General features: G+C 66.4%; 14 protein-coding genes. 12 read left to right on the forward strand and 2 right to left on the reverse strand.

Annotation, left to right across the window (positions count from 1 at the left end):
- The first annotated feature begins 7 nt into the window (after positions 1 to 7).
- Complete coding sequence (locus ACZ60G_RS37090) at positions 8 to 562, forward strand: pyridoxamine 5'-phosphate oxidase family protein (protein WP_465816339.1); 555 nt, start codon at positions 8 to 10, stop codon at positions 560 to 562.
- A gap of 13 nt (positions 563 to 575) precedes the next feature.
- Here ACZ60G_RS37090 and ACZ60G_RS37095 read toward each other — a convergent pair whose 3' ends face one another.
- Positions 576 to 1802 carry a PucR family transcriptional regulator gene (locus ACZ60G_RS37095; protein WP_465816341.1) on the reverse strand — a complete coding sequence of 409 codons (1227 nt, stop codon included), beginning with the start codon at positions 1800 to 1802 and terminating at the stop codon, positions 576 to 578.
- A gap of 101 nt (positions 1803 to 1903) precedes the next feature.
- Here ACZ60G_RS37095 and ACZ60G_RS37100 point away from each other — a divergent pair, with 101 nt between their 5' ends.
- The 9 genes from ACZ60G_RS37100 to ACZ60G_RS37140 all read left to right on the forward strand — a co-directional run bounded on the left by ACZ60G_RS37100 (position 1904) and on the right by ACZ60G_RS37140 (position 11046).
- The gene (locus tag ACZ60G_RS37100; RefSeq protein WP_465816343.1) at positions 1904 to 2398 is read left to right on the forward strand and encodes a flavin reductase family protein; all 495 of its coding nucleotides are present in this window, start codon (positions 1904 to 1906) and stop codon (positions 2396 to 2398) included.
- A 47-nt stretch (positions 2399 to 2445) separates the two neighbouring features.
- The gene (locus ACZ60G_RS37105; RefSeq protein WP_465816345.1) at positions 2446 to 3642 is read left to right on the forward strand and encodes an acyl-CoA dehydrogenase family protein; all 1197 of its coding nucleotides are present in this window, start codon (positions 2446 to 2448) and stop codon (positions 3640 to 3642) included.
- Between the two features lie 113 nt (positions 3643 to 3755).
- Complete coding sequence (locus tag ACZ60G_RS37110; RefSeq protein WP_465816347.1) at positions 3756 to 4889, forward strand: VOC family protein; 1134 nt, start codon at positions 3756 to 3758, stop codon at positions 4887 to 4889.
- On the forward strand, positions 4886 to 5824 hold the full coding sequence (locus ACZ60G_RS37115) for a fumarylacetoacetate hydrolase family protein (RefSeq protein ID WP_465816349.1): 939 nt from the start codon (positions 4886 to 4888) through the stop codon (positions 5822 to 5824). Before ACZ60G_RS37110 ends, ACZ60G_RS37115 begins: the two co-directional genes overlap by 4 nt.
- On the forward strand, positions 5821 to 7728 hold the full coding sequence (locus tag ACZ60G_RS37120; protein ID WP_465816351.1) for an acyl-CoA synthetase: 1908 nt from the start codon (positions 5821 to 5823) through the stop codon (positions 7726 to 7728). Before ACZ60G_RS37115 ends, ACZ60G_RS37120 begins: the two co-directional genes overlap by 4 nt.
- A complete protein-coding gene (locus ACZ60G_RS37125; RefSeq protein WP_465816353.1) occupies positions 7725 to 8081 on the forward strand; it encodes a DoxX family protein in 357 nt (118 codons plus the stop codon). The genes ACZ60G_RS37120 and ACZ60G_RS37125 overlap by 4 nt, the downstream gene beginning before the upstream one ends.
- Positions 8078 to 9658, forward strand: coding sequence for a bifunctional 3-(3-hydroxy-phenyl)propionate/3-hydroxycinnamic acid hydroxylase MhpA (gene mhpA, locus ACZ60G_RS37130; RefSeq protein ID WP_465816355.1), 1581 nt, complete (start codon positions 8078 to 8080; stop codon positions 9656 to 9658). The genes ACZ60G_RS37125 and mhpA overlap by 4 nt, the downstream gene beginning before the upstream one ends.
- The gene (locus ACZ60G_RS37135) at positions 9651 to 10838 is read left to right on the forward strand and encodes a cytochrome P450 (protein WP_465816356.1); all 1188 of its coding nucleotides are present in this window, start codon (positions 9651 to 9653) and stop codon (positions 10836 to 10838) included. Before mhpA ends, ACZ60G_RS37135 begins: the two co-directional genes overlap by 8 nt.
- A 10-nt stretch (positions 10839 to 10848) precedes the next feature.
- Positions 10849 to 11046 carry a ferredoxin gene (locus ACZ60G_RS37140; RefSeq protein WP_465816358.1) on the forward strand — a complete coding sequence of 66 codons (198 nt, stop codon included), beginning with the start codon at positions 10849 to 10851 and terminating at the stop codon, positions 11044 to 11046.
- A 20-nt stretch (positions 11047 to 11066) separates the two neighbouring features.
- Here the strand turns inward: ACZ60G_RS37140 and ACZ60G_RS37145 are convergent, their stop codons facing one another.
- Positions 11067 to 11804, reverse strand: coding sequence for a TetR/AcrR family transcriptional regulator (locus ACZ60G_RS37145; RefSeq protein ID WP_465816360.1), 738 nt, complete (start codon positions 11802 to 11804; stop codon positions 11067 to 11069).
- 103 nt (positions 11805 to 11907) lie between these two features.
- Between ACZ60G_RS37145 and ACZ60G_RS37150 the strand changes: the two genes are divergently transcribed.
- Complete coding sequence (locus ACZ60G_RS37150) at positions 11908 to 12732, forward strand: class I SAM-dependent methyltransferase (protein WP_465816362.1); 825 nt, start codon at positions 11908 to 11910, stop codon at positions 12730 to 12732.
- Positions 12733 to 12738: 6 nt separating this feature from the next.
- Positions 12739 to 14037 carry a PucR family transcriptional regulator gene (locus ACZ60G_RS37155; protein ID WP_465816364.1) on the forward strand — a complete coding sequence of 433 codons (1299 nt, stop codon included), beginning with the start codon at positions 12739 to 12741 and terminating at the stop codon, positions 14035 to 14037.
- The last annotated feature ends 35 nt before the right edge of the window (positions 14038 to 14072 follow it).

A 14072-nucleotide genomic window follows, 5' to 3' on the forward strand; every position in this document is an offset into this window, starting at 1 on the left:
CGGGCACATGTTCTTGCCGCTGGCACCGGAGCCCTTCACCGCTCCCACGGATCGTGACCTGTTCCCTTCGGAGCGCCGCGAATTCGTGCGCACGCACCGTAGTTGTGTGTTCGGATATCGCCGCAAGCATGATGGCCCCGGTATGTCGGTCGTCTACTACATCCCGACCGATGACGACGAGCTGCTGGTTTCCACCATGGCGGGTCGTGGTAAGGCCCGGGTCATCGCACGAGACGGCAAAGTCGCACTGTGCGTGCTGGATGAGCGATGGCCGTTCACCTACATGCAGGTCTATGCCGACGCGGTGATCGAGCGGGATCGCGATCTCGTGGTCGACGTGATGATGGCGGTAGCGGGCCGGATGTCGGGTCAGGAACTCGGCAGCGATGCGCGTCCGTACATCGAGGCCATGGCCGAGAAGGAAGAGCGGGTCGTCATCCGCTGCCGCCCCTATTCGACGTTCGCGCAGCCGCCCCGCCATTTGCACGCCAATGATCAGAAGGAAGAAGTAACGCATTGGCTGTCGGGCCTCGTCCCGTGGGATGCTCCCGATCCGGTCTGACGAAGACGAAATGCTATGCGGGGCTGGGTTTCGTCCAACGCAGGGTCTGTAGCGCGGCGGCTACCTGAACCGGATTCTCCGAAAGGGGCCGGGGCAGCAGTGTTTCCGCACGCGCTATCCGGCGTAGGACGGTGTTGCGATGCGCGTAGAGCCGCGCGGCGACTCGTCCCACACTGCCGTTTTCCTCGACGAATGCCAGGACGGTTTCCCGGATTTCGGGCGCGGCGTCCGCCAGGTCGCCGAGGATTTGCCGCAGAAACCGCTCCGCGCCGTCCGCGTCGCTGGTCAGCAACGCCACGAGTTGAACTTCGTCGAAGAAGACGACGCGTTGCGGTGAATCCAAGCGCGCCACCATGCGTTGTGCCGCAACGGCATCGAGATGGCTGCGCCGGAATCCCGCCACGCCCGCGGCGCGGCCGCCGACAGCGACTCGGACGGGTCCGGCCGGGTCCACGGCGCCACGTAGTTGCTCGCGATTTATGGTGTCGGTCCCTGGAAGCCACAACCATTTCGTGGTCGCGCCTTGCATGACGGTGAGGGCCCGAGTGCTGCGCTGTTTTCCGAGCATCTCGACGACCTCGTCGACTCGACGCAGCGCGACGTCGGGGGCCGCACTCCACACGATGACGGCGGTGTGAGCCTGGTCGAGCCGGTAACCGAGTTTCGATTCCGCGCGTTGAATGGTGATCGGCGCGCCATCCAGGACGAGGGCAACCGTCTCACGGAGTTCGGGCTGACTGCCGCGCAACACTTCGGCCCGTTCTTTGCGCATCAAATCCATAGCGCTGGCCACCGTGCTCTCGACGAAGTCACTGATCGACCAGGTAACGACGTCCAGCAGATTCTTGAGCTCATCCGGGTCGCGGGTGAATTCGAAGGCCGTATTCAGCATGAGCCGAAAGGCCAGGGCCTGGCCTCCTCGGTAGGCCGCCAGGGCAACCTCTTCCAGTCCTTGTCTGATCAGATCCCGTGCGATGTGGACTACTTCCTCGCCGAGGTCGGGAGGAACGCGTGCGGCTGGATTGCGCAGGTTGTGGGTGAACCATTGCATGAGGCTGGCCCGAAACGCGCGTTCCGCGGCGGCGCGCAGCACCGGGTCCACGGCCGCGGCTTCCATGCCTGCCGCGTTCAGCGAGTCGGCGGCCAGCTCGGGCGCCCAGGATTCCTGAGTGCGGACCAGTGCTCCGACCATGGTGCGAATCAGCTCTCGGGTGCGGTCCGACGGGTGCGGCGAGGTCACCCGCGCCAGACTATCGGCGTGGTGCATACCGCACCATCCGGTTGCGAAATTGGTGTTAATTGCCTCTCTCTGCACGGTCGATCCAGGGTGAGGATTGTCGGGTGATCTCCTCTCCTCCACCACCTTCCGGTCCGGAACACCTGCGGTCGGCGTTCGGGTGCTTTCCCAGTGGCGTCATCGCGGTCTGCGCGATGGCGTTGGCACAGCCTGTCGGCATGGTGGTCAGCTCCTTCGCCTCGGTGTCGCTGGACCCGGCATTGGTGTCGATCTGCATCATGAACGGCTCGCGGACCTGGTCGTCGCTGCGCGATGCGCCGAGGCTGGGGCTCAGCGTCCTCGGTGCCGAGCAGGAGCCGATGTGCCGACAACTTGCGTCGCGCTCGGAGGATCGATTCGTCGGGGTGGAGTACGAGCACACCGCCGAGGGGGCGGTACTGCTGCCCGGCGCGACCGCATGGCTCGACTGCTCCGTACGCGAGGAGTTCCGTGCGGGCGATCACACGATTGTCGTACTCGCCATCCGCGGTGTGCGAGCACGTCCCACCGCGCGGCCGTTGGTTTTCCACGGCTCGCGGTATCACCGGCTCGTCGCCTGAGCGGCGAAGTCCCTATGTCCCACCACCACAACACTTTTGGAGTCCGCATGACCACCGTGGAGAACGACCGGACCGAGACCGTCGAGGATGTGCTGTCGCGCATTCGCGAGCTGGCGCCGCTGATCCGGAAGAATGCCGCCGACGCCGAGCGCGCCCGGCGCGTCCCCGACGAGACCATCGAGGCATTGAAAGATGCCGGCGCGTTTCGCATCGCGGTTCCCCGCCGTTACGGCGGGCTGGAAACCAACCTGCGAGCCATGGTGGATGTCTCGGCGGCCATCGCCGAGGCCGATGGCGGCGCCGCATGGGTGGTCACGCTGTCGAACATCAACGCATGGGCCGCGAGCGTGCACCCCGGGCAGGGCCTGGACGAGACCTACGCCGACGGGCCGGACGTGATTTTGTCCGGTGTGCTCGCGGCGTCGGCCAAGGCTCGCAAGGTGCCCGGCGGTTACCGAGTGACCGGTAGCTGGCCCTATGCCTCCGCCAGCTTGCACGCGGACTGGACGACCGGCGGCGCAGTGGTCGTCGACGACAACGATCAGGTCATCGACCAAGTCATGGTCGCGATACCGCGGGAGCATTTCCACATCGAGGACACCTGGTACGTCGCCGGCATGCGGTCATCAGGCAGCAACACCATCGTCGTCGACGACGTGTTCGTCCCCGAGCATCGAGTGAGCGGACTCGGCCCGCTGCTGTCGGGCGGGTATTTGTCCCAGCATCCCGAGGCACCGCTCTACCGGTCGGCCATCGGGCCGATGCTGGTCATGGTCGTGATAGGTCCGCAACTCGGCCTCGGCCGGGCCGCACTGGAGTTGGTGCGCACCAAGGCATCCCAGAAGTCGCTGGCGTATACGACCATCGTTCGGCAGGCCGATTCCGTCGCCTTCCAATTGCTGATCGCGGAAGCCGCGTTGCAGATCGACACCGCCCATTTGCATGTCTATCGGGCGGCCGAGGATGTTCAGCGGTACGCCGACGCCGGGGAGTACCCGGATCTGGTCGCCCGCGCTCGCATTCGAGGCGATGCGGCCGTCGCGGTACGCAGCATCAATCAGGCGCTCAACACCTTGCTCGACGCACACGGCTCGGGCGCATTCGCCGAGGTCAACACCATGCAGCGAATATGGCGCGACTCCAACGTCGCCGCCAGGCACGCGGTGATCCTGCCGCAGGTGTCGCTGGAAACCTACGGCAAAGCCTTGCTCGGCATCACTGAGCAGATCACACCGATCATCTGACGCCGGACCGAAAATCACGTCATGGAGTCATCGGTGACGAATTCTTCAGAAACACTTGACTGAAGGCCTGTTCGTGAGTGACGATATCGTCAGAAGTCTGAAGGGAGTGGTCGATGACCGACCTCCGTCACTCACACGCAGGGCTGCACAGCGAACGGGGCGCGCTCGCGGGTGAGCACCCGGGGAGGGCGCGTAATCCGGTAGCCAAAGTGGTTGATCTGGCCTGGTTGGAGTTCGTGAAACCGGACTTGGAGCGAGCCGAAATGTTCGCTGGCGCGTTCGGTTTCACCACGGTGTCACGGACGGCCGACGAATTGCAGTTGCGCGGCACCGATGCCGGTGCGCCGTGCGTGGTCATCCGCCGTGGGGGGCGCTCGCGCTTCCTCGGCCCGGTGTTCCGCGCCGGGGAAACCGGCGATGTACTGCGGCTGGCCGCGGCGGCGGGGCGTGAGGCGAGTCCGCTGCCGGAAAGCCTGGGTGGTGTCGGTGTCGAGCTGGTCGATCCGAGCCGATTACGGGTGCGGGTCGTCGCCGGTCTGCACGAATTGCCGGCACTGCCCGCCCAGCAGCCGCAAACCTTCAACTACGGGCACGACGAGCTTCGGGTCAATCGACCGCAACGCCCGCTGCGCGAACCCGCGCGGGTCCAGCGGCTCGGCCACGTCGTACTCCAGACCACCACTTATCGCCGAACTCTGGACTGGTATTTGGAGAATCTGGGCCTGATCGTCAGCGACTTCCACTACTACGCGGGTCAGCGCGAACGCGGCCCCGTCATGAGTTTCATCCGCTGCGATCGCGGCGCGACGGCGACCGATCACCATACCCTCGCGCTGACGCTCGGGCCGTCCGACAAGTACCTGCATTCGGCCTACCAGGTCGCCGATATCGACGCGCTGGCCGCGGGCGGGGAATTCCTGCGCGAGCACGGTTATCACCGGTCATGGGGGATCGGCAGGCACATTCAGGGCAGTCAGATCTTCGACTACTGGCGTGATCCGGATGGGTTCCTGGTCGAGCACTTCAGTGACGGGGACCTGTTCGACAACACCCTCGAGCCGGGCTGGGCGCCGATGACCGCCTCCGGGTTGGCGCAATGGGGCCCACCGGTCACCAAGGATTTCCTCGGTATCGCTCCCGGCCGGGAGTCGGTGCGTGAACTGGGTGCGCTCGTCGCGGCCCTGCGTGAAGACAACGAATTCGACCTCCGCCGCCTGCGCGGCTTGCTGAAAGTAGCCAATACATGAGCCTGTCCGTTCTACGTACCGCCGACGCTTGGTGGGTGCAGACACCCAGTGGTGCGGTCAAGGTCGACACCCGCGCGGAAACCACCTCTGAGCTGCTGGCCGATCGTCCGGCCGTCGAAGCGGCGGCCGCGGGAACCGACTCGGTCGCGATCGATGAACTCGCTCTGGTCGCACCGGTGACCGCTCCGTGCCGCGTGGTCGCGCAAATGACTAACTTCGTATCCCACGTGAAGGATTCGGGCGGTGATCCGGACACGGTTCCGCTGACGTTCTTCCGCAAAACATCCGGGTCGATCAGCGGTCCCTACGACGAGGTGATCCGTCCGGCGCATGTGCGACTGCTGGATTACGAGGTGGAGATCGGACTGGTTTTCGGTCGCGAGATGCCGGTCGGCTCCGAGATCACCGCGGACAACCTCGGCGACTACATCGCCGGGCTGGTGATCACCAACGATGTCTCGGCTCGCGACGTGCAACTGCCCAAAACCCAGTTCTATGAAGGCAAGTCGTATCCAACGTTCACTCCGGTCGGACCCGCGCTGGTCCTGTTGGACGCCGCCGAGCTCGCGCGACTCAACGAGCTGCGCCTGCGCCTGTGGGTCAATGGCGAGGAGCGCCAGAATATGACGGCCGCCGATATGATCTATCGCCCGGTCGAGACGCTGCAAGCGCTGACCCGGTTCCAGCGGATGGGTGTCGGGGATCTGCTCCTGACCGGCACACCGATCGGCACCGCGATCAGTGCCCCGCCCAAGGTCGTCGAGGTCATCGGCGCACTGCTGCCGGCCGCGCTGAAGTGGAAGCTGTTCTTCGACCGGCAGGCGAAGAACCCGAAATATTTGCAGGATGGGGACATCATGGAGCTTGCGATCGGCACCGACGACGCGCGCATCGATCTCGGCCGCCAGCGCACGATCGTGCGGTACGCGCGATGACCATGCCGCTGACTACCGCCGACCAGAACCTTTGGCCGCGCTACGAATTCCCGACGGATCTGGCCGACATCGAATCGGTGCCGCTGGCCGAACGCGGATTGCCCGAATCGACCTACGCGCTGCTCGCCCGGGCGGCCGAGTTGCGGCCCGACAGCACCGGGCTCACGGTGCTCCCGGACGCGGCGCGCTGGCGCGAAGCCACCACCAGTGGTTACGCAAAACTGCTCGCCGATGTGCACCGTTACGCGAATCTGCTGCACGCCATCGGGATCAGGCGCACCGACGCCGTGGCGCTGATCGCGCCCAACTGCGCGGAGCTGATACCCGCGACGCTGGCCGCGCAATTGGCGGGCATCGCGGCCCCGATCAACGGTGGATTGTCCAGAGAACATATCGCGCAATTGCTCGGGCGGTCCGGTGCTCGCGTACTGATCGCTGCCGGATCCGAATTAGCCGCTGACACATGGGATGCCGTAGGCGCACTCGCCGCCGATGGATTGCTGGACGCGGTGCTGGTACTGCGACCGACCGGAGCGGTCGACACGCCGCCACCGCTTGCGGAGATCGACGGCGTACGTGTCGGCTACCTCGATAAGCTTGCGGCCGAGCACGACTCGGAGCGATTCGCGGGAGATCTGCCCGCCGCCGGTGATTTGGCCGCACTGTTCCACACCGGCGGGACAACAGGTGTGCCGAAGCTCGCCGCGCACACGCATGCGGCCGAGGTCGCCAATGCGTGGATGATCGCGGCCAACTCGCTGCTCGACGCCGACGCCGTGATATTCGCGGCGCTGCCGCTGTTCCACGTCAACGCGCTGGTGGTTACGCTGCTCGCACCACTGTTCAAGGGACAGTCGGTGGTGTGGGCCGGGCCGCTCGGGTACCGGGATTTCGCGCTGTACGGCGAGTTCTGGAACATCGTGGAACACCATCGGATCGCCGCCATGAGCGCGGTTCCCACCGTGTACGCGGTGCTGGCCCAGGTGCCGGTCACCGCGGATATCTCGAGTCTGCGCTACGCGATGGTCGGCGCGTCACCGCTGCCGCCCGCGGTCCGGGCGAATTTCGAGACGCATACCGGCGTGACCCTGATCGAGGGTTACGGACTCACCGAGGCCACCTGTGCCAGCGCGCGCAGCTTTCCGGACCGGCCGCGGGCAGGAGCGGTCGGCCAGCGCATGCCCTACCAGCAGGCCAAGGTCGTCCGCATCGGTTCTGACGGTTCCTGGACCGACCTGACCGACGGCGAGACCGGCGTGCTCGCGATCAGCGGTCCCACGGTCTTTCCCGGTTACGTCGTCGGCCGCGGTGCCCACGGCTACGTGCTGGACGGGCTCGGAAAGCTGGTCGACGGCTGGCTGGACACCGGCGATCTCGCCCATCTCGACGCCGATGGATTCATCCATTTGCACGGTCGGGCAAAGGATCTCATCATCCGCGGTGGTCACAACATCGACCCAGCGGTCATCGAGGACGCGCTGCTGTCGCACCCGGAAGTAAGCGCCGCCGGTGCGGTGGGGCGCCCCGATGTGCACGCGGGCGAGGTGCCGGTCGCCTACGTCACGCTGGTGCCGGGCGCCACCGTCACCGCCGCGGAGTTGCAGACGTGGGCGGGGGAGCGGGTCGCCGAGCGCGCCGCCGCACCCAAGTTGGTGACGGTGCGCGACGCGCTGCCGGTCACCGATGTCGGCAAGCCCTACAAATTGGGATTGCGCGCGGACGCGACCCGTGACGAGTTGACCGTCGCGCTCGCCGACGTCGCCGGAGTGCGCGGTGTTGCCACCGCGATCGAGGACGGCGCCGTCGTCGCGTCCGTCGAGGTGGACGATGCCGCCGACGAAGCGGCGGTGGCCGAGGTGCTCGGCCGCTACGCCGTCGAATGGAAGGTAGGCGTGCGCCGATGACAGTCGCATCCATCGTGTTGGCTGTCCTGTTGGCGATCGGGTTCCTTCCGCTCGGCGTCCTCAAGGTGCTTGCCGTGGCGGATATGCGGCAGCGGGCCGAACACACCGGCTTCTCGGTGACCGCGTATCGCGCGATCGGGGTGCTGGAGATCGCCGGAGCGCTTGGCGTGCTGGTCGGTATCGTGTGGTGGCCGTTGGGGGCGGCCGCCGGAATCGGGCTGGTGCTGTTGATGATCGGTGCTCTCATCACGCATCTGAAGATCGGCGACGGGGTGCGCGAGTACCTGCCGTCGATCGTCATCGGTGCGCTGGCGCTCGCCTACGTCGTCACCGTCATCGGTGCGCACCGATGACCGCCGCGCATCTTCCCGTGGTGATCGTCGGCGCCGGCCCCACCGGGCTCACCGCGGCAACCCTGCTGGCGCAGTACGGCATTTCGTCGCTGGTACTCGAACGCTGGGATGAGGTGTATCCGCAGCCGCGCGCGGTCCACTTGGACGGTGAGGTGCGTCGCATCCTGACCCGGTTGGGTGTCGATGAGCAGTTCGCCGCCGTGTCGCGCCCGGCCCGTGGGCTACGCCTGATCGATCGGAACCAGCGGGTGCTCGCCCAATTCGACCGGGTCGCGGCAGGCAGTCGCAACGGCTATCCCGAGGCGAATCTGTTCGATCAGCCGGAGCTCGAAGCGATTCTGCGCGCCAATCTGGCCCGATACCCGTTGGCCGAACTGCGCGGCGGCGTCGAGGTCTCCGCGGTGATCGACGAAACCGACAGCGTGCGTGTCGAATACCGCGACCGTGCGACCGGGTCGGAGAGTTCGGTGAGCGCCGGTTATGTGCTCGGCTGCGATGGCGCCAACAGTCTGGTGCGGGCGGCCATCGGTGCGCGCATGCGGAACCTGCGGTTCGAGCAGCGATGGCTGGTCGTGGATGTGGCCACCACCGCCGACCTCGGCCAATGGGACGGTGTGCATCAGGTGTGCGATCCGGTCCGCGCGGCCACCTACATGCGGATCGGAAAGACCCGCTATCGCTGGGAATTCCGACTCGCACCTGGCGAGACCGCCACCGACTACGCGGATATGACGCGGCTGCGGCCACTGATCGCGCCATGGACGGTGGATGTCGACACCGACCGTCTCGAGCTGGTGCGAGTGGCCGAGTACACCTTCCGTGCCCAGCTCGCCGACCACTGGCGGCGCGGGCGAATGTTGATCCTCGGTGACGCCGCACACCTCACCCCACCGTTCATCGGCCAAGGGATGGGGACGGGGCTGCGCGATGCCACCAACCTGACCTGGAAGCTGGCCGCAGTGCTTCGCGACCAGCTCCCGAACAGCGTCCTTGATACCTACGAGCTGGAGCGAAAACCGCACGCGCGGAGTCTGATCCGGTTAGCGAAGCTCACCGGAGTCACCATGACCGAAGGTGGCGAAGTGGGTGATCTGATCCGCAGGCTGGTCGCGCCGCGGTTGCACCGGATCCCCGGCTTCGACACGATGGCGACCAGTGACGAAACTCCGCCGTTGCGAGCTACGGCCCTGAACAGCCGTGGCAGGCTGGGGCGCGGTCTTGCAGGCAGGCTGGTGCCCAACGTGCCGCTCGATGCAGACCGTCGCGTGGACGATGTTCTCGCGGGCCGGTACGCCATCCTCACCACCGCCGCGCCCACTCCCGCCGACCGTGTCGCGGTGGAGCACCGCGGCGGTGTCCTGGAAGTGGTGCCGACCGGCACCGATCTGTATCGCTGGTTACGTAGGGGCCGCACCACCGCGGCGCTGATCCGACCCGACGGCACCGTGCAGCGAACCGCACGCGATCTGCCAACGCTCTGTGCCGCGATACCCCGCCTCCATTCTCCTATTCCGCCCGCCGTTCGATCCGCACCCACCGGCGCAACGGCCTTTTCGACGAGGGGACCCGATGCGTAATCGAGCCGATGCCCCGGTCTATCGCCCGGACATCTATTCCCGACAAGGCATTCTCGACCCGTATCCGCACTACGCGCGATTGCGCGAGCTCGGCCCGGTGGTCTGGCTGGCCAAGCAGCGCACCTACGCGGTGCCGCGCTACGCCGAATGCAAGGCCGTCCTGCTCGATGATTCGACGTTCGTCTCCGGACCAGGCGTCGCCCTGAACCCGGTGGCCAACCGGCTTTCCAAGGGCACCACCCTCAACAGCGATGGCGAGGAGCACAACCGCCGCCGCGCGCTGCTCGCCCGTCGTCTGGCCCCGAGGGGGCTGCGAGCGATGCGTGATTCGATCGACGAACAGGCGGTTGCCGCCGTCGAGAAGGCGCTGGCGCAGGGGCAGATCGACGGCGCCGAACTGGCGGCCGCGCTGCCCATGTCGGTCGTCCCGGATCTCATCGGCTGGCCCGAGCACGGCCGGGAACATTTGCTGCGTTGGGCCGGAGCGACATTCGACGCGCTCGGACCGGTTAACCGCCAATCGGCGTCCACAACGCCGTCCGCCATAGGGATGATGCGCTTCACCCGAAAGCTTGCCCGCGAGCGGGACCTGTTGCCGGGAAGTGTGGGGGAGGAGGTGCTCCAGGCCGCCGACGAAGGCAAACTCTCCGCAGCGGAATGCCCCGCCCTCCTCATCGATTTTCTGGCTCCGTCGCTGGACACCACGATCAGCGCGATCGCCAGCGCCATGTACCTTTTCGCGCGCCACCCCGAACAGTGGCAGCTGCTCAGAGACGATCCCGCCCGCGTCCCGAACGCGGTGAACGAGGTTGTCCGATTCGAATCGCCACTACGCGCGTTCTCCCGCAAGGTGATTCGAGATGCCGACATCGGCGCGACGAGGATCCCGGCGGGCGCACGAGTGGTGGTGATCTACTCCTCGGCCAATCGTGACCCGCTGGAATGGGACGACCCCGACACCTTCGACATCCGCCGCAACGCGACCCGGCAACTCGGCTTCGGCCACGGCATGCACGGTTGCGCGGGACAAGGTCTCGCACGGCTCGAGACCCAGGCGATGCTCACCGCACTCGCCGAGCGTGTCGAGCGCATCGAGATCACCGCCGAACCCGAATGGGCGATGAACAACATCATCCATCGCTTCGAACACCTTCCGCTGCAACTCATTCCGTCCCGATAGGGGAAACAGCATGAAAATCTCCGTCGACTACCCCCGCTGTGAGGGGCACGGGCTGTGCACCGAACAGGCGCCCGGGGTGTTCAGCCTCGATGACGACGCCGCGCTCGTCTACCGATTCGAAGGTGACGAGGTGCCCGCTGATCTTGTTCCCGCCGCACGTGCCGCGGTGGACTCATGCCCGGTCGCGGCGCTGCGGGATATCTCCTGACCTCGTCTGCCCTGGCCGATTCAGCGGCGCTCGCGCGGTGCGGCATCGCGCCAGAGCGCGAGCCCGTCGACGAGCAGGTCCAGCCCGAAACGGAACTCGTCCTCCAGCTTCTGGCCGGGCAGGCAGTTGGCGACCGCGATGGTGGCCGGGAAATCAGCGGGATCGAGCTGGTGGAAAAGCGCGGTGAGGCGGGCGGGCTCGAGGTCAGGGACGGTGGGGTCGTGCAGTTGAGCGGCGAACCCGACGACATACCGTGCCAGCGTGGCGTAGGCGCGGGCCGCCGCCTCGGGAGCGAAACCCGCGGCGAGCAGCATGGCGAGGAAGCGCTCACGAAGGGCGAGCACATTGGGGCCGGTAGGGACCTGTTCGATCAGCAACGTTGCGATGCCGCGGTGTCGGCTCAGCGTGTCGAACATGGCTTGTGCGGCCACTCGACACGCCTCCTGCCAGTTGCCCTCGGGCGTGTCCACCTCGAAATCGACCTCGCCGAAGACCCAATCGACCACGAAACCGACAAGTTCGGCCCGGCCGCTGACGGCCCGATAGAGCACCGCCGTGCCGGTGTCGAGCCGCTGGGCGAGGGTACGCATCGACAGCGCCGCAGCGCCCTCGTCATCGACGAGTTGCACAGCGGTAGTGATGATTTTGTCGAACGGTACCCGGGGTCGCCCGGGCGAGCGACGAGCCGGAGGTCCGTCACTCGCGGGTTCGGTGCTGCGTGCCATACCCACATTGTCGCTGATCGACGAATTGGTCACGTGATCAGTATACGGTGACAGTGTTGCCGATTTCGCCGTCGTCGACATGTAAAGGTTACGATGTTGCCGATACCGCGTAGTTCTCGAGTCGCGAGGAGTGGGCATGGGTACGAGTGAAGTTGAATCGGCGATCGCGGTTATGCCGCGTGGCGGGCCGGATGCGTCGTGGCTGGATCGACGAATGCAGACCGACGCGTTGGAATACACCGACCGCTATGACGTCCCGGACGAACTCAAACAAAAGGTCATCGCGAGTCTGGATCGACTCGGAACGCTGGCCAAGATGCACGAGAAGAATGCGCGCACGGCGCTGCGGGTGCTCGCCGACATACCCGCGCCCCGCATTCTCGAGCTCGGCGCCGGGCACGGGAAGCTTTCCGCCAAGATCCTGGAGTACCACCCTGCGGCCACCGTCACCGTCAGCGACCTGGACCCCACCTCGGTCGCCAACATCGCCGCCGGGGAATTGGGCGCTGATCCGCGGGTGACGACACAGGTTGTGGACGCGACCGCGATAGCTGCCCCCGATGACAGCTACGACCTCGTCGTCTTCGCCATGTCATTTCATCACCTGCCACCGGCGGTCGCCTACCAGGCGATCGCCGAAGCGACCAGGGTCGGGAAGCGGTTCCTGGTCATCGACCTGCGAAGGGGCCGCCCCATCGGACTCGCGCTCGCGCCGATTCTGACATTCCCGCTGCTGTTGGCGGGCGTGCTGTTCTCGTCGGTGCGTCCGTTCGTGCACGATGGCTTCATCAGCGGATTGCGGGCCTACAGTCACTCGGCGTTCACGGCGCTCGGCCGCGCCGCCGACCCGCGGATGCGCATCGAATTCTTGCCGTCGCCGGGGCGGTTCGGTCCTAGGTCGACCACCGTCCTATTCTCTCGGCCAGCGGTCGCACCGAGTCCGCCCAGCGACCCTCGCTGAGGACCGGTGTCCAGCTTCGTATCTCGATGGGTGCGTGAACTCGCCCCGAAAGACGCTGCGGCGCTGCGTCACTCGGTGTTGTCGCCGACCAAGACCGCGGCGTTCGCCGATCGGATGGGAGCAGGTGCCGCGGGGTGGGCGGTGGAGCTGGGGCAGGCCATGGCGACCCGTATCACCGCCGAAATCCCCGAGCTCGGTGTGGACGGCATTGTCCAGATGGTGCGCGGCGGTTGCGAGGCGGTGGCCTTGGAAGCCGTCGCGGCGCTGACGGGTGACCAGGATTTCGCGATCGCGGCAGCGCCGGAGGTCTTGCTCGGTGCCACCGAGGTGGTGAGCCGAGGGGTCGGCGTCGAACTTATGCTGCGCAGCGTTCAGGTCGGCCATGCGGTCGCCGTCGATTATGTGCTGGACGCGGCCGAACGATTCGTCCCCGCAGCGCAACGGTTCACCCAGATGCGGCGTGTTACCGCGCTGCTGTTCGGCATCACCGATCGACTATCGACCGAGATGGCACGGGAGTACGGCAAGGTCCACGACGCGTGGTTGGCGAGTTCGGCCGCGGCGCGAATGGAAATGATCCAGGAGATTCTGCGCGGCGACCCGGTCCCGGTCGACCGGGCGGCGCGCCTGCTGGGCTACGACCTGACCAGGCAGCATCTCGCCGTGATCGGCTGGTCCGACGGGCCGGTGCCGATAGGCGCTACTACACAGCTCGAAGGCGCCGCCGCCACCCTGCTGGAAGCCGCCGGATGCTCGTCGACACTGGTGATACCTGTCGGTGGTCGCCGGGTGTGGGCCTGGGGCGCGAGCGTTCGCCGCCCGCCGGACTTGTCCGACGCTGAGCAGTTGCGGCCGACAGCCGGTATCCGCATGGCCGTCGGCGTCGCCGCTCCCGGCATTCGGGGCTTCATCACCAGTCATCACCAGGCCTCGGAGGCCGCGCAGCTTGGGATGCTCGGCACCGGCGTGCGCTGGTTGTACGACTACGGCGAGCTCGATCTGGTGGCAATGATCGGCAGTCGCCCGGAGCGGGCCCGCGAATTCGTAATCCGTGAGCTCGGTGCGCTGGCAGGGGCGGGGGAAGCGACGGCCGTTCTCCGCGCGACGCTCAAGTGCTACCTCGATGACGAACGCAGCCTCAGCGCGGCGGCGGAAAAGCTGCATGTCGCACGCAACACGGTCGCCTACCGCGTACAGCGTGCCGAGGAATTGCGCGGCCGCAAGATCGGCGTCCGGCGCATGCAGTTACAGGCGGCACTCGCGCTGGCGGAGGAGTTGGGTGGGGTGGTTCTCGACGGAGTGTGATCGGTGCTCGGCAGTTCGACCGCGCGGTATGGGTT

Source organism: Nocardia sp. NPDC102475 (assembly GCF_055584605.1).